This is a genomic window from Streptomyces sp. S465 (genome assembly GCF_026898115.1).
In the GTDB taxonomy this organism is placed as follows: domain Bacteria; phylum Actinomycetota; class Actinomycetes; order Streptomycetales; family Streptomycetaceae; genus Streptomyces; species Streptomyces luomodiensis.
Map to the genome: position 1 here is coordinate 7,860,045 of NZ_CP114036.1, position 17,323 is coordinate 7,877,367.

General features: G+C 69.8%; 17 protein-coding genes. 13 read left to right on the plus strand and 4 right to left on the minus strand.

Annotated elements, in window-relative coordinates; all coding sequences use genetic code 11:
• The first annotated feature begins 11 nt into the window (after positions 1-11).
• The 12 genes from N6H00_RS33405 to N6H00_RS33460 all read left to right on the plus strand — a co-directional run bounded on the left by N6H00_RS33405 (position 12) and on the right by N6H00_RS33460 (position 10,723).
• Positions 12-590: a hypothetical protein gene (locus N6H00_RS33405; protein WP_268975564.1), complete on the plus strand. Its 579-nt coding sequence runs from the start codon at positions 12-14 to the stop codon at positions 588-590.
• Between the two features lies 1 nt (position 591).
• The gene (locus N6H00_RS33410) at positions 592-1,623 is read left to right on the plus strand and encodes a BtrH N-terminal domain-containing protein (RefSeq protein ID WP_268975565.1); all 1,032 of its coding nucleotides are present in this window, start codon (positions 592-594) and stop codon (positions 1,621-1,623) included.
• A gap of 52 nt (positions 1,624-1,675) precedes the next feature.
• Entirely contained in the window at positions 1,676-3,004 is a 1,329-nt protein-coding gene (locus N6H00_RS33415) for a DegT/DnrJ/EryC1/StrS family aminotransferase (RefSeq protein WP_268975566.1), read from the plus strand.
• Positions 3,005-3,009: 5 nt separating this feature from the next.
• The gene (locus tag N6H00_RS33420) at positions 3,010-3,897 is read left to right on the plus strand and encodes a transketolase (RefSeq protein ID WP_268975567.1); all 888 of its coding nucleotides are present in this window, start codon (positions 3,010-3,012) and stop codon (positions 3,895-3,897) included.
• Positions 3,894-4,853 carry a transketolase family protein gene (locus N6H00_RS33425; RefSeq protein WP_268975568.1) on the plus strand — a complete coding sequence of 320 codons (960 nt, stop codon included), beginning with the start codon at positions 3,894-3,896 and terminating at the stop codon, positions 4,851-4,853. The genes N6H00_RS33420 and N6H00_RS33425 overlap by 4 nt, the downstream gene beginning before the upstream one ends.
• Positions 4,850-5,713, plus strand: a complete 864-nt coding sequence (locus N6H00_RS33430; RefSeq protein ID WP_268975569.1) for a RimK family alpha-L-glutamate ligase — start codon at positions 4,850-4,852, stop codon at positions 5,711-5,713. The genes N6H00_RS33425 and N6H00_RS33430 overlap by 4 nt, the downstream gene beginning before the upstream one ends.
• The gene (argC, locus tag N6H00_RS33435) at positions 5,710-6,747 is read left to right on the plus strand and encodes an N-acetyl-gamma-glutamyl-phosphate reductase (RefSeq protein ID WP_268975570.1); all 1,038 of its coding nucleotides are present in this window, start codon (positions 5,710-5,712) and stop codon (positions 6,745-6,747) included. The genes N6H00_RS33430 and argC overlap by 4 nt, the downstream gene beginning before the upstream one ends.
• 10 nt (positions 6,748-6,757) lie before the next feature.
• Positions 6,758-7,597, plus strand: coding sequence for a [LysW]-aminoadipate kinase (locus N6H00_RS33440; RefSeq protein WP_268975571.1), 840 nt, complete (start codon positions 6,758-6,760; stop codon positions 7,595-7,597).
• Positions 7,594-8,724, plus strand: coding sequence for a M20/M25/M40 family metallo-hydrolase (locus N6H00_RS33445; protein WP_268975572.1), 1,131 nt, complete (start codon positions 7,594-7,596; stop codon positions 8,722-8,724). The genes N6H00_RS33440 and N6H00_RS33445 overlap by 4 nt, the downstream gene beginning before the upstream one ends.
• Positions 8,721-9,488, plus strand: coding sequence for a sulfotransferase family protein (locus N6H00_RS33450; protein WP_268975573.1), 768 nt, complete (start codon positions 8,721-8,723; stop codon positions 9,486-9,488). Before N6H00_RS33445 ends, N6H00_RS33450 begins: the two co-directional genes overlap by 4 nt.
• On the plus strand, positions 9,485-9,685 hold the full coding sequence (gene lysW, locus N6H00_RS33455) for a lysine biosynthesis protein LysW (RefSeq protein WP_268975574.1): 201 nt from the start codon (positions 9,485-9,487) through the stop codon (positions 9,683-9,685). Before N6H00_RS33450 ends, lysW begins: the two co-directional genes overlap by 4 nt.
• 123 nt (positions 9,686-9,808) lie before the next feature.
• Positions 9,809-10,723, plus strand: a complete 915-nt coding sequence (locus N6H00_RS33460; protein WP_268975575.1) for a glycosyltransferase family 2 protein — start codon at positions 9,809-9,811, stop codon at positions 10,721-10,723.
• A 10-nt stretch (positions 10,724-10,733) separates the two neighbouring features.
• On the opposite strand, the gene N6H00_RS33465 is transcribed toward N6H00_RS33460, so the two are convergent.
• From N6H00_RS33465 to arfA, 4 genes are read right to left on the minus strand one after another with little or no spacing between them, the layout of a single operon-like run.
• The gene (locus tag N6H00_RS33465; protein WP_268975576.1) at positions 10,734-11,438 is read right to left on the minus strand and encodes a response regulator transcription factor; all 705 of its coding nucleotides are present in this window, start codon (positions 11,436-11,438) and stop codon (positions 10,734-10,736) included.
• Positions 11,435-12,577, minus strand: a complete 1,143-nt coding sequence (gene glf, locus N6H00_RS33470) for a UDP-galactopyranose mutase (RefSeq protein ID WP_268975577.1) — start codon at positions 12,575-12,577, stop codon at positions 11,435-11,437. Before glf ends, N6H00_RS33465 begins: the two co-directional genes overlap by 4 nt.
• Positions 12,578-12,620: 43 nt before the next feature.
• The gene (locus tag N6H00_RS33475; RefSeq protein ID WP_268975578.1) at positions 12,621-14,498 is read right to left on the minus strand and encodes a glycosyltransferase; all 1,878 of its coding nucleotides are present in this window, start codon (positions 14,496-14,498) and stop codon (positions 12,621-12,623) included.
• A 53-nt stretch (positions 14,499-14,551) separates the two neighbouring features.
• On the minus strand, positions 14,552-16,069 hold the full coding sequence (gene arfA, locus N6H00_RS33480) for an arabinosylfuranosidase ArfA (protein ID WP_268975579.1): 1,518 nt from the start codon (positions 16,067-16,069) through the stop codon (positions 14,552-14,554).
• A gap of 248 nt (positions 16,070-16,317) precedes the next feature.
• On the opposite strand from arfA, the gene N6H00_RS33485 reads away from it, so the two are divergent.
• The gene (locus N6H00_RS33485; RefSeq protein ID WP_268975580.1) at positions 16,318-17,307 is read left to right on the plus strand and encodes a LacI family DNA-binding transcriptional regulator; all 990 of its coding nucleotides are present in this window, start codon (positions 16,318-16,320) and stop codon (positions 17,305-17,307) included.
• The last annotated feature ends 16 nt before the right edge of the window (positions 17,308-17,323 follow it).

Consider the following 17,323-nt stretch of genomic DNA (forward strand, 5'->3'; position numbering starts at 1 on the left):
GGTGGTGTGGTGTGGCTGCGGACTTCCAGTGCATCGACCTGTCGGCGTGGTACAACAACGTGGGATTGACGAGGCCGGACAACACCTCCGCGGGTGCGTTCAACGTCTGGCGCAACTCGCTGCCCGCGCCCGAACTGCCGTGCGGACAGCGCGTCACCGTCGAGGGTGTTCCGTTTCTCCTGCCGCCGGCCGACGGCAACCGATACGACAACGTACGGTGCGACGGGCAAGTGGCGCCGGTGCCCCGCGGTGCGTACGACTGGGTCTACCTGCTCACCACCGCCGAGCGCAGGGTCGAGGACGAGATGTCCCTGCACTTCGCCGACGGTGCCGTGGACTTCGAGCCACTGCGGGTGTCCGACTTCTGGGTGGCCCCCGCGGTGTTCGGCGAGACCGCGGCCTTCACCACCACCGTCATGCACTATCCCCGCCACATCCAGCGGAACGTGCCGGCGACCGTCTGGTCCCAGCGGGTCCCGGTCACCCGCAGAGGGCGGCTGCGCGCCGTCCGGTTCCCGGACAACCTCGCCGTCCACATCCTCGCCATGACCTTGTGCGAGGCGGAGCGGAGGTCCCACGGTGCCGACTGATGTGACGCGTGGACACGATGACGTGGTCCAGTGGTACCGGGACCCGGTGAGCTGCCTTCAGTCGACACTGGCCACGGTGCTGATCCACGCGGGCGAGGACCCGCTGGCCGCCCTCGGCCAGGCATGGGAGTTCCGTTACCTGCCGGGAGATGTACGGCCGGAGGAGTTCTACTGGCCGTGCCGCGTCCCCGGTGACCTCGCCCGCAGCGTACTGCCGTACCTGAAGGTGACGTCCCGGTGGCACGCACTGCACGCCTCCGATCCCCTCACGCCCTGGCAGGACGCGCTGGAGCGCGGTGAGCTGCCGATCATCGTCGTCGACAACTACCACCTGCCGTTCCGGCCCGCGTATCACGATGTCCACGCCGCCCACCTGCTCGTGCTCTGCGCCGTGGACCGCGACTCCGGTACGGTCCACGTCTCCGACGCCATGCCGCCCGCTTTCCACGGCACCCTCGCCGTCGAGGACCTGCTGCGCGCGTGCGATTCCCCCTGCCCACCCGACCACCAGGACAGATTCTTCAGCGGTCAACCCGTTGGCGGGCGCTGGCTCCAGGTCCGGCTGGACGCGCCGAGCCCACCGCTGACCAGGCAACGGCTGCGCGAGGTGCTGACGGAGAACCTGCGCGGTTTCACCCAGGACGGGACCACCCCGGCATCCCACTGGGCCGGCCGGGACGGTCTGCGTCGCTACCGGGAGCTGCTCGCCCACGCCGTACGGGCCGCGGCCGTCCCGACGCTCGGCGAGGTCTACACCCACGGCTGGAGCCAGCAGGCCCAGGCCGCCCTGCACGGGGAACTGCTGCGGCGGTGCGGCTTCGCATGGGAGCTGCCCCGGCTGGCCGAGGCCGGACGGCGCGTGGAGCACGTGGCGCACAGCTGGACGGCGGTACGGGTGTGCGCGGCTCACTGGAGCGCCTCGCCCCCGGGGCCGAGGAAGTCACCGGAGCGGCTGCTGCGCCACTTCGACCGGCTCAGCCGGTCCTACGACGTCGCCCTGGCGGCGGTCGACGAAGCGGTGCGGGAGCTGTGATGACACGACCCGCGTCGCGCGACGTGACGAGCATGCGACCAGGGAGGGTGTAGTGAGTACCACGCAACGGCCGACGGGCACGGCCGTAGGCAGACGGGCGAGGCTCGCCGCGTTCGGCGGGACGCCGGCCGTGCCGCCGGGCGCACGCGACCTGCCCTGGCCGGTGATCACCGATGAGGACCGGGCGGCGCTGTTCGCGGCCTTGGACGGTGGCCGGCTGGTGTCCAACACCGACGGGCCGACCGCGGTGAGCGAACTGGAGGCCCGCTGGGCGGAGTTCTGCGGCGTCCCGCACTGCGTCGCCACCTCCAACGGCACGACCGCGCTGGCCACCGCGCTGTACGCACTGGGTGTGGGGCCGGGAGACGAAGTGATCGTGCCGGCGCTCAGTTTCATCGCCACCGGACTGGCCCCGCTGCACCTGTCGGCGGTACCGGTCTTCGCCGACGTCGACCCGGTCACCATGACCCTCGACCCCCGGTCGGCCGCGGAGCTGATCACCGAGCGCACGGCCGCGATCATCCCCGTCCATCTGCACGGGCACCCGGCCGACATGGACGCCGTGGGGGTATTGGCGGCACGGCACGGTCTGGCCGTCATCGAGGACGCGGCGCAGGCACACGGCGCGATGTGGCGCGGCCGGCCCGTCGGCTCGCTCGGCGACTGTGCGGCCTTCAGCCTTCAGGTCACCAAGAACCTGCCCACCTGCGGAGAGGGCGGACTGCTCACCACATCGGACCCCGAGGTGGCCGAACGCGCCACGCTGGCCCGCCAGTTCGGCGAGGAGATGGTCCCCGGCAGGGAGCGCGACTACGTGAGCCGCATCCTGGGCTGGAACCACAAGATGAACCCGCTCCAGGCCGCGTTCGCGCTGTCCCAGCTCGACAGGTTCGCCGCGTACGAGGCCGCTCGGCAGCGCACCATCCCGCCGTTCCTGGCCAGGATCGCCGAGCTGCCGGGGATCACCGTGCCCACGGTCCACCCCGGTGCCACCCACGCCTGGCACATCCTGCGCTTCCGGTTCGACCCGGTGGCGGCGGGCATGGACGGGGTGAGCCCCGTGGGCTTCCGGCGTACCCTCCACCGGTTGCTGCGCGCCGAAGGCGTGCCGGTGTCCCGGTACCAGGTGATGCCGCTGCCCGAGCAGAAGGTCTTCACGGACCAGGCCGGCATCGGGCGCGGTCACCCCTGGACCGGCGCGCCACCACCACCGACGGCACCCCATCCGGTGGCCACCGGCATCGTCGAGGACTCGCTCACCCTCCAGCGCAGACATCTGCACCCGGCCGCGGGTGAGCTGCTGGAGCGGTACGCCACCGCGTTCGAGAAGGTCTGGCACCATCTCCCGACCGTCGAGTCGATGGCGAGGGCGGCGGCATGACGCCGATGGCCAGGCCGGATGTACGAAAGCCCGCCGAGCATCCGCTGGAGCCCACCGCCGCCGGCCGTGCGGATCTGGAAGCGGTGTCGCACCGCATCCGCCATCACATCGTGGACATGTGCGCCACGCCGGAGGGCGGACACCTGGGCGGGTCCATGTCGGCGGCGGACATCCTCGCGGTCCTGTACTTCTCCGTACTGCGCGTGGACCCGGCGCGCCCACACCATCCGGACCGGGACATCTTCCTGCTGAGCAAGGGGCACGCGGCCATCGCGCTCTACGCCACGCTGGCCGAGCGCGGCTTCCTGCCCGTGGCGGAGCTGAGCGGCTTCGGGACCCGGCGGGGACGGCTGATGGGACACCCGGTGACCGCGGTGCCCGGCGTGGAGATGCCGACCGGCTCGCTCGGACACGGCCTGTCGCTCGGCATCGGCTTCGCGATGGCCGCCCGCTGGGCGGGGAGCCGCCGCCGCACCTTCGTCCTCCTGGGCGACGGCGAGTTGCAGGAAGGCTCGTGCTGGGAAGCGGTGATGGCCGGTGCGGGACACGGGGTCGACAACCTGGTGGCCATCGTGGACCGCAACGGACTCCAGCTCGCCGGCGAGACCGAACAGGTCTGTGCGGCCGGACCGCCGGCCGAGCGCTGGCGCGCCTTCGGCTGGGAGGTGCGGGAGGTGGACGGACACGACCACGCGGCCGTGTCGGACGCGCTGGCCCGCACACCCTGGGTACCGGGCAGGCCCAGCGTCGTCATCGCGCACACGGTGAAGGGCCGTGGGCTGCCGTTCCTCGCCGGAAAGCCCGCCGGCCACTACGTCACGCTCTCCGAGGAGAACCGCCAGCGGGCACATCGCATACTCGACATCGGCGCGCGGCGGGGAGGACGAGCATGAACCGGCCGGTCGCCACCCGTACCGCCTACCGCGACCATCTGATCCAGCTGATGCGGACCGACCCCCGGGTGGTCTGCGTGGACACCGACACCGGCCTCTTCGCGGGCGCGGACTTCGGCCCGGCCGCCGAGCGCTACCTGAATCTGGGCATCGCCGAGCAGAACGCCATGGGCGTCGCCTCGGGACTGGCCGCCTCGGGATGGCGGCCGTACGTCAACACGATGGCCGCCTTCGCCGCCAGCCGGGCCGTTGAGTCAGTGAAGATCGACATCGCGTACAACGGGTTGCCCGTGTGCGTCGTGGCCACCCACGGCGGCGTGGCCGCCGGTCACCTGGGCCCGACCCACCATGCGCTGGAGGATCTGGCGGTGATGCGGACCCTGCCCAATATGACGGTCCTGGTACCCGGCGACGCCGCGGCCACCGTCAGCCTGCTGGAGCAGGTGCGACACCGCTCGGGCCCCGCCTACGTCCGCCTCGGCCGGAAAGCCACCCAGCCCCTTCCCCGTACCGACGGCGAGCCGGTCGTGGGCGAACTCCAGCAGATGCGCAGCGGAGACGACGTGGTCATCGTGGCCACGGGCCCCCTGCCCACCCTGCGCTCGCTGGCCGCCGCGGACGCGCTCCACCACCACGAGGACATCCACGTATCGGTGGTCCAGGCGCACACGCTCAAACCGTTCGACCCGGCCGCGCTGCTCCGCAGAATCCTGACCGCCCGAGTGGTCGTCACGGTCGAGGAGCACTGGCGCACCGGCGGCCTGGGCTCCACGGTCGCCGAGGTACTGGCCGACGCGTGCGGCCCACCCCTGGTCCGGCTCGGCTTTCCGGACGGTTTCGGGCACACCCCCGGAACCCAGGAACAACTGCTCGACGCGGTGGGGCTCACGGCGGCGGGGATCGCCGACCACATCCGGCGCGCACTGCGGACCGACAGGCGGAGGACGACGGTATGAGCGCACCAGTGGCCGGGGCCGCGGTCGCCGTACTCGCCTCGCGGGTGGGCGTCGAGGAGAAGCGCATCCTCGCCGAGCTCCAGCGCCGCGGCGTCTCCTGCGAACAGGTCGACGTCCGGACGCTGTGGACCGATACGCGGGCCCCCGCCGGACGGTGGCGACTGGCGATCAACCGGGAGATCGGCTTCTACCGCTCGGTCCACACCGCCCGCGCGCTGCAAGCCCAGGGAGTGCGGGTCTGCAACTCGGCCGAGGCCACCGAGGTGTGCGGGGACAAGTGGCGCAGTGCCCTGGCGTTCGACCGAGCGGGCCTGCGGACGCCGCGCACCGTGCTCGCGTTGAGTCCGGACGCGGCACTGGACGCGCTCGACGCCATCGGCTACCCAGCCGTGCTCAAACCCCTGGTCGGCTCGTGGGGCCGGATGGTCGCGTTCGTCCCCGACCGGCGGACGGGCCGGACCCTGCTGGAATACGTCGCCGCACTGCCCCATCCCCAGTCCCGCGTCGTATGCGTGCAGGAGTACATCGGCGGCGGGCGTGAGATGCGGGTGCTGGTGGCCGGCGGCGAACCGGTGGCGGCGATGTGGCGACGCGGCGCCGACTGGCGGGGCAACGTCGCCCTGGGCGGTCGCGGGACGTACTGCGAACCGAGCGCGGACGTGGCCACGACGGCGGTCGCGGCGGCCGACTGCGTCGGCGCCGACATCGCGGGGGTGGACCTGATCGAGACGGACGACGGTGGCGTGCGGGTACTGGAGGTCAACCACCGTGTCGAGTTCGCGGGGCTCCAGGCCGCGGCGGCGGACCGGGTCGATGTCGCCGCGCGCCTGGTGGACCACGTCCTGCGGGAGGTCCGATGAGTATCCGGGTGGCCGTCGTCGGAGGCGCCGGATACATCGGCGGCGAACTGCTGCGCCTGCTGCTGCTCCACCCGCGGGTCGAGGTCGCCGCGGTCACCTCCACGCGGCTGGCCGGCCGCCGGATCGACGGCAGCCACCCCAACCTGCGTGGCCTGACGGACCAGCGGTTCCTCGCCCCGGAGGACCTGAGCGACTACGACGTGGCCTTCCTGGCCCTGCGGCACACCGAGACGATGGGCTGGCTCGCCCGCCACAGTGGCCTGGCGAAACTGGTCATCGACCTGTCCGCCGACTTCCGGCTGCGCGATCCGGCCGTCTTCCAGCGCTATTACGGCCTTCGCCATGACACCCCCGGCGCGTTGGACTCCTTCGTGTACGGACTGCCGGAGCTGCACCGGGCCGAGCTGCGCGGCGCCGACCGCGTCGCGGTACCGGGGTGCACCGCCGCGGCGGCCATCCTGGCTCTGCATCCGCTGGCCGCCGGTGACCTGATCACGGGCCGGGTCGTGGTGGACGCACGCACCGGTTCGAGCGGCGCGGGCGCCGGCGCGGGCGAGCAGAACCTCCACGCCGAACGCAGCGGCGCGATGCGGGTCTTCGCACCCGTGGGACACCGCCACGAGGCCGAGATCAGCCAGGAGACCGGGCGAACCGTGACCATGACGGCGACCGGGTTCGAGGCGGTGCGCGGCGTCCAGGTCGTCTGCCATGTGGCCCTGCGCGAGGGCGTGGACGAGATGGCGGTACGCAGGGCCTACCGGCGCCACTACCAGGACGAGCGGTTCGTGCGCGTGGTGGCCGCCAAACGCGGCAACTACCGCTTCCCCGAGCCGAAGATCCTGTCCGGCTCCAACCTCTGCGACGTCGGCTTCGCGACGGGCACCGGCCTCGGCACAGCGGACGCGGCCATCGCTGTCGGAGCGCTGGACAACCTGATGAAGGGCGGCGCGGGCAACGCCGTGCAGTGCATGAACCTGCGCATGGGCTGGCCGGAAGAGCTCGGGCTCACGTTTCCCGGACTGCACCCGATCTGAGGAGGTGGCGATGGCGGAGCTCACGGTGGTGAAGTGCGGGGGACACACGGCGGTCGAGCCACGGGCGGTGTGCCGCGATCTGGCCTGGCTGCGCTCGACGGGCCACCGGGTGGTGCTGGTCCACGGAGGCTCGGTGGACATCGATCGGTTCGCCGACCGGCTCGGGGTACCGCGGCGCCGGCTGCGCGCCACGAACGGGACGGTGGCCCGGCACACCGACGAGGCCATGCTGGAAGTGGTGCAACTGGCCCTCGGCGGCGTGGTCAAACCCAGGTTCGTCAGCGAGCTGGCGAAATCGTCAGTACCGGCGGCGGGACTGACCGGCATGGACGCGGGCCTGGTCCTCGCCCGGCGCAAGGCCGTCACACGGACCGTCGTCGACGGTCGTGTCGTGGTCGTCCGGGACAACCACGCCGGGCTCATCGAGCGGGTGAACACCGGTCTCCTGCGGCAGATGCTCGCCTCGGACGTGGTGCCGGTCCTCTCCCCACCCGCGATCACTAAGGACGGCGCCGCCGTGAACGTCGACGCCGACCGCATGGCGGCCGCCGTCGCCTCGGCCCTGTCGGCAACGAGCCTGATCATGCTGACGGCAGCCCCCGGCGTACTCCGCGATCCGCACGACGAGGCATCCGTGCTGCCGGTGTGCCACGTGGACGGCGGTACCGCCGACGCCGAGCTCGCGGGCGGCATGGCGGTGAAGGTGCACGCCGGGGAGCAGGCGCTGGGTGCGGGCGTGCCCCGCGTGGTGGTGGCGGACGGGCGGCTGGACCACCCGGTACGCGCGGCGATGGAGGGTGGCGGAACCACCCTGAAGAGGGCATCCGACGGTGTGCGGAGGCATGGATGAACGGACGTCCCGAGGTCTTGGCGAGCGAGGCGACCGAGCTGTTGCGCCATATCGTCGAGATCCCGTCGCCGTCGTACCACGAGGCCGCGCTGGCGCGTTATCTGGTGGAACGCTTACGGAGCTGGGGCTTCACCGCCTCCGTGGACCCGGCCGGCAACGTGATCGGTGAGCTGGACCGCGGGCCGGGGCCGACCGTCCTGCTGCTGGCCCACATGGACACCGCCCCGGGCACGCCCCGGGTGAGATGTGCCGACGGCCGCCTCTACGGGCGCGGCACGGTGGACGCGAAGGGGCCGCTGGCGGCCATGGTGTGCGCCGCCGTCAACGCGCACTCCTTCCGGGGCCGACTGCGCCTGGTCGCGGCGGTGGAGGAGGAGACGCCGGGCTCGCGTGGTGCCACCGAGTACGTCCGCCGTGGCCACCGTCCGGATGCGCTGATCGTCGGCGAGCCGAGCGGCGTGGACACCGTGGTCCTGGGCTACAAGGGACGGCTGGACCTCCGGTACGACGTGCGCTGTCCCGCGGCACACCCGACCAGTCCGGAGCCGCGGGCGACGGAACTGGCGGTGCTGGCGTGGCGGTCGCTGCTGGAGATGCTCGGCCCCGCCTCCCATGCCGCCTTCGACCGTCCCGGCGTCACGCTCACCGAACTGAGCGGCGACCTGACGACCGCCTCGGCACACCTCACCGTCCGGACACCGCCGGACTTCGACGCCGACGCCTGTGCCGAGGAACTCCGGCAGCGGGTCGGGCGGGGCGAGGTGAGTGTCGTCCACGCGGTACCGGCGTGCCGGGTGCGGCGGACCGACCCGGTGGTCCGTGCGCTGACGCGCGCGATCCGCGGGCAGGACCTGCTACCGCGCGCCAAGGTCAAGACCGCCACCTCGGACATGAACACCGTCGCTGAGTACTGGGAGGTTCCGATGGCCACCTACGGTCCCGGCGACAGCCGGCTGGACCACACGGAAGACGAGCACATCGTGCTCGGCGAGTACCACCGGTCGATCGCGGTACTCGCCGAAGCGCTCACCGCGCTGTCCGCGTCCCTCCCGGCGACGGCACGACCCGCCCCGGGCGCGCAGGGGCCGGGCAGGGCGTGGGCGGCGCCGCAGGGACGGCTGTCATGACGCGGCCGCCTCGCGTCCTGGCGCTGTGGAGCGCTCCGCGGTCACGGTCCACCGCGTTTCTGCGCATGATGGTCGAGCGCGGCGACCACACCGTGCTGCACGAGCCGTTCTCGCATCTGCTCGACTTCGGTCACGCCACCATCGGCGAGCGCGAGGTGCGCAGCGAGGACGAGCTCATCGCCGCGATCCGCCGGCAGGCCGCGGAGGGTCCGGTGTTCTTCAAGGACACCACCGACTTCCGCTACGAGGGACTGCTGGCGGACACGGCGTTCCTGCGCGAGGCCACCCACACCTTCCTCGTGCGCCACCCGGCACCGGTCATCGCCTCCCACTACGCCCTGAACCCCGAGGTGGGCCGGGACGACATCGGCTTCGGCCGGCTGGCGGAAATCTATGACGCGGTACACGCGGCCACCGGAACCGAACCGGTGGTGATCAGCTCCGAGGAACTGGTGGCGGACCCGACGAGCACGGTGCGGGCGTACTGCGACGCCGTCGGGCTGCGGTTCGCCCCGGCCGCCATGTCCTGGCAGGCCGGCCTGCTGCCGCAGTGGCAGCGGACCAGCCGCTGGCACGAACACACCAGCCGTACGACCGGTTTCGCGGACGTGGGGACGAGCTATCCGGACACGGTGGACAACCACCCTCTCCTGCGTGACTTCTTCCAGTACCACCTGCCGTACTTCCAGAAGCTGTATGAGCGTCGGCTGACCCCGAGGAACCGACATACCGTGCACGACCAACGCAAGGCGGTGGAGACATGACAACGGAAACGATGGATCAGTCGGACAGCGTGAAGCTGGACTGCCCGATGTGCGAAAGCCCGATCCGGTACCAGGACACCGTGGTACTCAACGAGATCATCGAATGCGGCGAATGCCGCAGCGAACTCGAGGTGGTCAGCGTGGACCCGCTCCTGCTGGCCCTCGCTCCGGATGTCGAGGAGGACTGGGGAGAGTAGCCGGCTTCCCCCACACGACATGGGGATCGGCCGATCGGTGTGGGCCGGAGCGACCCGGCCCATCCCGATCGGCGCGTCCCGCACACCGCATCGGCATGACAGCGACAACCACAAGGAGGAGCCATGACCGTCGCGGCCCTTGTCGTCTCGCACAACAGGTGCGACCTTCTGCGGAAGTGCCTGTCGGCGCTGCTCGCGCAGACTCGGCCGCTGGACGAGATCCTGGTCGTCGACAACGATTCGAGCGATGGCAGTGCCGACATGGTGCGCCGTGAGTTTCCCTCCGTCACGGTGGTGCGGAGTCCGACCAACATCGGCGGCGCCGGCGGCTTCTCGCTCGGGGTCGACACCCTGCTCGGGCACGGCCACAGCTTCGCCTGGCTCATGGACGACGACGCCGAGCCGAGGGAAGACGCCCTGGAGCCGCTGCTGTCCGCCATGCACGCCACGGGGGACAAGCCCGGCTTCGTCGCGTCGACGGTACTCGCACCCGACGGAACCAAGATCCCCAGTCACATTCCGCTGCGCATACCCGTGGCGGAGAACCATGGACTGCCCACGCCCCCCGACACCTACCCGGCGGCGCACTCGACCTTCGTGGGCGTGCTCATCAACCTGGAGACGGCCGGCAGCACCTACCTTCCCATCGCCGACTTCTTCATCTGGTGGGACGACTCGGAGTACACCTCCCGGCTCCAGACCCTCGCCGGCGGACTCGCCAGCACCACCAGTGTCGTGGTGCATCCGAACAAGCCGGAGTGGAAGGACCTCGGCCCCCGTCTGCGTTTCGATGTCCGCAACCGGATCTGGATCCTCAAGCACCGTCGACTCGCCTCCGCCCGGGGCCGGGAACGCGCCGCCGAGGCGTTCTGGACGGGAATCTGGGCGCAGGCGAAGAACGCCCGCCGGAAGGACCTGTTCGTCCGGTACCTGGTCCAGGGCCTGTGGGAGGGCGTCTTCACCCGGCCGCGGCCGGTGCTCCCGGCCCGTCGTACCGCGAACGACAGCCCATGGACGGAATCGGGCAGCCGCCCGTGAGGTCACCCGCTCAAACCGACGGGGTATACGACGTCGATCCCGCGCATACCCCGTCCAGCGGACTGACGATACCGGCCCGGAACGCGAAGGAGACGAGCTCGGCCCGGTCACGCACATGCAGCTTCTGGCGGATTCTGTACAGGTGGGTGCGGACGGTCGACGAACTGATGAACAGGGTGCGCGCGGTGTCGTCCAGTGAGTTGCCCAGCGCCAGCGTCACCACGATTTCGCGCTCCCGGCGGGTGAGTATCTGAGCCCGCACCTGGAGCACGCGGTCCACGATGGCCGTCCTCGCCCTGAGCCAGTTGATGAGATCGCCGGCCAGGGACGGCATCACGTAGATGTCCCCGTTCGCCACCGCCTCAACGGCCCGGATCATCTCGACCGAATCGGCGTCGCCCGCGATGACACCCCGGACTCCGGACTCGAGCAGAGCGTTCGTCGCGGCGGCGGTCGTCTCGTGGGAGACCGCGAGCACCGGCGGGCAGACCTCGCTGTCGGCCCCGAGCCAGCGCATCACCTCGCCCATCTCACCGCTGGTCGCCGAAAGGTCGGCGACGACGAGGTCCGAGTGCGTGGTCCGCCAGACGGCGAAGCTGTCCCGGGGATCCGTCGTGACGTCCACCACCGACACGCGCGGCGCCGCACTCAGCATGGTGCGCAGCCCCTCGCGGGTAATCGCTCGCGGTGCGCAGACAACGACCTCGATACTCATGAGCGGAGGCGTGGGGCGAAGCGCGGCAGAAGGTGGTTGTCAAAGAGACTCAGCGCCGAGCCGATGGCCATATGCATGTCCAGATACTTGTAGGTGCCGAGGCGTCCCCCGAAGAACACATCGGGCTCGCTCCGGGCCAGCTCCCGGTAACGGGAAAGGATCTTCCGGTCGTTCCGCGAATTGATGGGGTAGTAGGGCTCGTCCGAGCGCTCGGCGAATCGTGAGAACTCGCGCATGATCACCGTCTTGTCGGCAGGGTAGTGATCCCGCTCCGGATGCAGGTGCCTGAACTCATGTATCCGGGTGAACGGCACGTCCGGATCCGCGTAGTTCACCACCGAGGTGCCCTGGAAGTCACCCGTTGCCCGCACCTCGGTCTGGAAGTCGAGGGTGCGCCATCCCAACTCGCCTTCCGCATAGTCGAAATACCGGTCCAGGGGGCCGGTGTAGACGATGGGAACGCCGGGCGGCACCTCTTTCCGGTGCTCGAAGAAATCGGTGTCGAGCCGTACCTCGATGTTCGGGTGGTCGGCCATGTTCCGCAGCCAGGCGCCGTACCCGTCCTTCGGCAACCCCTCGTATGTGTCGGAGAAATACCTGCCGTCGAATGTGTAGCGCACCGGAAGCCTGCCGATGATCTCGGCAGGGAGGTCGCGCGGGTCGGTTTGCCACTGTTTCGCCGTGTAGTGCCGGATGAATGCCTCGTAGAGGGGACGGCCGATCATGGAGACGGCCTTGCCCTCGAGTGTGTGGGGATCGGCCGTCTCGGCCGCTTGTTCCCTGATCAGGGCGCGTGCCTCATCCGGTGCCAGCACTCTGCCGAAGAAACTGCAGATGGTGCCGAGATTGATGGGCATGGAGTAGATCTTGCCGCCGTGCACCGTATACACGCGGTGCTGGTAATCGCTGAACTCGGTGAACCGGTTCACATAGGTCCACACTCTGTCGTTGGACGTATGGAACAGGTGCGATCCGTAGCGATGCACCTCTATTCCGGTTTCCGGATCGGCCTCGCTGTATGCGTTGCCTCCGATATGGGAACGACGTTCCAGCACTGTGACGCGAAGGCCGAGCTCGGCAGCGCATCGCTCGGCGACGGTGAGGCCGAACAGTCCGGATCCGACAACGAGCAGGTCCATCTCGATGCTCCATCCCTCCGAGCGATCACAACGACTGGTGCGTTCAGGGCCGGCGCAGCGATTCGAGCCGTCGGCGATGTCGCCGGTACTCCGATCTCATCCGGGGGAACGCGAGGGCGAGCCTGCCGTGGCTGGTCAGCGTCTGGGCCAGAAGCCTGCGAAAGACATCCGGCCGACGTTCTCTGCGGGTCCAGTGAGATCCGTCGGGGCTGGTGACCGTCGCGCCACCGAGAGCGGCCAGAACGTGCCATGCCGCCTGGTCGGTGGACAGGCGGGGGTGTCCGTCGGCGGTATGTCCGCCGGAGAGGGGAAGACAACCCCGAACGAGTTCCGCCACCAGGCGCAGGACGGACGCTCCGGAGGTTCCGGGCGGCTGTGCCACCTGCCGGGGAAGGTCTCCGGTGCCGTCGTCGTGGGTTTCCTCGGTGACCTCGACCGGTCCGGCCACCGGTGCGAAGCGCTCGTACACCCGCGCCGCGCGCTGCCTGGCGGTGGGCAGCGACGACGACAGGGCGTCGGGGCCTGCCAGGAAGTCCCGGATTCCGGCGCTGCGCAGGGCGACGTTCCAGTACTGCATGCTCACGAGGTGGCGGAGGGTGTCCATCAGATGAGCACCGAAGAGCACGGGGAAATGCGACAACCGCCCGTGCAGCGCCGCCGTCACCATCCTGTTGCGGCTGTGGAAGTACGTCTGCCAGTTGTTCTCCTCGTCCTTCTTCCACCAGGGCTCGTGCCAGACCGCGATACCGGGAACGGAGACGGTGGGGAATCCCCGGCTCTTGGCTCGCAGGCCGTATTCCACGTCGTCCCACTTCAGGAACAGGGGCAGTGGCCCGCCGACCTGCTCCGCCACCGTCCTGGGGATGACGCAGGTCCACCAGCTGTTGTAGGAGACGTCGATGCGTCGGTGCAGCCACGGTGTGGCACGGAGCGGGTGTGCCGAGAAGTCGTGGTCGTACTCCGAATGCGCCGGCTTCAGCCATGTGAAGGCGCGCCGGTCGATGAGTTCTCCCATGACATAGAGCTGTGACGGGATCTCCCGATTCAGCATCTGTCCGCCGACGAGCAGCGGACGAGCGGCGTAGCGCGCGAACGCGATGCCACGCAGCAGACAGTCCGGCTCCAGCACGATGTCGTCGTCCATGAAGACGATCTGCTCGCACTCGGGTTCGTCCAACGCGCGCCGCATCACCTGCGCGTATCCTCCGCTGCCGCCCAGGTTGGGCTGGTCGACCACGAGGAGCTGCTCGCCGAGGTCGGCTGCCAGGTCCGGGAATCCCGGCTGCGCGGTGACCTTGTCACTGCCCTGGTCCACCACCACCAGTCGCTTGACCACGGCCCGCAGCGCCGGATGGCCGGCCACCACCCGTATGGTCGCCAGGCAGTCCCGCGGGCGGTTGAAGGTCGGCATCCCGACGACTGCCGCGGCCCGGCCCGGTGCCGGGGTCAGGGCGTCCCACGATCCTCGCAGGAGTCGCGCCTCCTGCCGGCCCTGCGGGGAGATGTCGAACCAGTACCAGCCGCCGTCGTCGAAACCCGCCAGCGGCAGCTCGATGTGAACGTCGCCCTGGCCGCGGTGCCGGATCTCCGCCGCCACGTCGGCCTCGCCGTCGGCGGAGGAACGGTGCACCGTGACCACCACGTCCCCCACCACCGACAGGCTCAGCCGCACCCGGTCCAGAATCGACCAGCGGGCCCAGTAACCGGCGGGGAACGCGTTGAGATAGCCGCAGAAGGACACCGTGTCGCCGCCTGCGAGCACCATTCCCTCCCGGGAGGCCGCCGTCGGCCCTCCCGGGGTTTCCAGCAGCAGGGACACATGGCCCTGTTCTGCCTGGTCGCCGGGGAGCAGGACGCGTTGCAGCACGGTGTCGGCGTGCTGTCGCGTCACAGGGCTGCGGGGCGGGCGGTACGTATCCATGTCTCAGTCCTCCCGGGTGGCCGTGCGCGGCGCGTCCAGCACACGTCACTGGCTCATGGAGCGGCTGGAGCGAGGGTGATGAGGTTCCACGAGACGGGGGGAAGGGTCTGCCGGCAGTTCCCCGCCTCGGCCGAGGTGATCGGGAGGTCTCGCGGTCGCACCCGCAGGGGGTTCTCAGGGGTGTTGACGGCCGAGGTGTCGTCGTCCGCCAGCACCTGGTGTCCGGTGACGGCCAGCCGGCCGAAGCCGGTGGCCGTGCCGTGCAGAGTGATGGGCTGCCGGCTTCGGTTGACGGCGAACAGGGCGATACCGCCATCGGTCTCGTCGTGCGTCGCCACCACGTCCACGGCGGGGACGGGGCCGAACCTGTCCGTGTCGATCGTCGGAGCGCTGAGTTCGGGCCGCAGCACATCGCCACGGGCGTGGCGGGCGGTGAGGGCGAACGGATGGAAGATCGGCTGTTTCCAGGCGGACCTGGCGCCGAACGTCCTGATCGGCGCGATGACGTTGACCAGTTGCGCCTGGCAGGCGATACGCACCCGGTCGGCGTGGCGCAGCAGTGTCATCAGCAGGCTTCCCGCCACGACGGCGTCCCTGACCGTGAAGTCGTCCTCGATGATGGCGCGGGGGCCGTCGGACATCGACGACCACTCGTACGGCTCCCGGAACCGGGACTGGTACCACACGTTCCATTCGTCGTACGCCAGGTGGATGCGGCGCTCCCGGCGCTGGCGTGCCCGTACGAAGTCCACCGCCGCGATGACATCCTCGATGTGCCGGTCCATGGCGCACGCGGAGGCCAGGAAGGACTGCTCGTCGTACTTCTCGGGGTCGTAGTACTGGTGCAGCGACACGTAGTCGACGTGCTCATAGGCCGCGTCCAGGGCCTCGGCTTCCCAACTCGCGTACGTGGACATCGTCATGTTGGAACTGCCGCACAGCACCGTCTCGATGCTGCTGTCCACGAGCTTCATGGCCTGAGCCGCCTGGCCGGCCACCTCGCCGTAGGAACGTGCGCTACGGTGCCCGACCTGCCAGGACCCGTCCATCTCGTTACCGAGACCCCACAGCCGCACCCCGAACGGGTCGGCCGCGCCGTTCTTCTGACGCAGCTCGGCCAGCGTGGTCCCCTTCGCCACATTGCAGTACTCCACGAGAGCGGCCGCTTCGCCGGGGCCCCGGGTGCCCAGGTTGACCACCATGTACGGGTCCACCCCGGCGCGGTCGGTCCAGTCCATGAACTCATGGAGCCCGAACGCGTTGGTCTCAACGGTGCGCCATGCCAGGTCGACCGTGCGGGGACGGTTCTCCAGCGGACCGACGCCGTCTTCCCAGCGGTGGCTGGAGACGAAGTTCCCGCCGGGGTAGCGGATCGTGGTGGCCCCGAGTTCCCGGGTCAGCTCCAGTACGTCGCCCCGGAGGTTCGTGTCCGCCACCGCCGACGGGTGTCCGGGGTCGTACACACCGCCGTAGACGCCACGGCCCATGTGCTCGATGAAGGATCCGAAGATGCGGCGGTCGATAGCACCGATACGGAAGTTCTTATCGACTCGTACGGTCGCCGTTGTCATGACCATCCATTCTCGAACCGCGCTGGTACCTGGTTCAGAGGATTCGCAGTGGGCGTTACTTCCGTCCATAGCTGATCAACATCAGGATGCTGCACGACCACAACCTGACGGAAGAAGGTGGCGGTGTGTCCGTCACGGACGGTACGGTGTCCGGCGGTCTCCCGTGACCGGGCTGGTCAGCATCGTGTGAGTCGGGAGGGAGAGATGTGACGCCACGCGGTCGCGCGAGAAGTGTCACTATCAAGGATGTGGCGAACCTCGCCGAGGTTTCCCCGAAAACCGTGTCCAACGTGGTCAATGGGTATGTGCACGTGAGCCCTGTGACGAGAAAGCGGGTTCAGCGGGCCATCCAGGAGCTCGACTTCCGACCGAATAGATCGGCCCGGAATCTGCGCCGGGGCAGTACCGGCATCATCGGGATCATCGTCCCCGAATTACATATGTCCTACTTTGCCGAACTCAACCGGCAGTTGCTCATGGCGGTCGAGGAGCACGGCCGTACCCTGCTCATCGAGCAGACCCTGGGGGACAGGCGGCGGGAAGAGGCGGTCATCGACCATCTCGGCGACCGGTTCGTCGACGGGGTGGTGGTGAGCCCGCTCGCTCCGCACGGCCGTGCGTTCGCCGGGCGCGCGGACATGCGGTTCGTCTTCATCGGGGAACGCCCCAGCGGCTGTTCCGCCGACTATGTGGGCATCGACAATGTCGCGGCCGCCCGGGAAGCCGTCACCCATCTGGTACGCGGCGGTCGGCGGCGCATCGCGGCCATCGGCATCCAGCCCGAGCCGTGCACCGGCACGCCGCTGCTGCGGCATACGGGCTACCGCCAGGCGCTGGCAGCGGCCGGGCTGCCGGTGGACAGCCGGCTGGAGAAGGGAACCGCCCGCTACCACCTGCGCGAGGGGGCGCAGGCGATGCGCTCGCTGCTGGAGGAGCCCGACGCGCCGGACGCGGTGTTCTGCTTCAACGACGCACTGGCTCTGGGGGCGTTACGGACGCTGCACGAACGCGGGCTGCGGGTCCCCGACGACGTCGCCGTCATGGGTTTCGATGACTTCGAGGCCGCGGAGTTCAGCACGCCGAACCTGAGCAGCGTCGCCTCGGACAAAGCCGCCATGGCCCGCAGCGCGGTACGTCTGTTGCTGGAACGGATCGATGTGCCCGACCGGCCGGCCAGGGAGATTCTGATCGGGCACACCCTGCGGATCCGCGAATCCACGGAGGGCGGATTCGCCTAGCTCACGCTCCTGACCC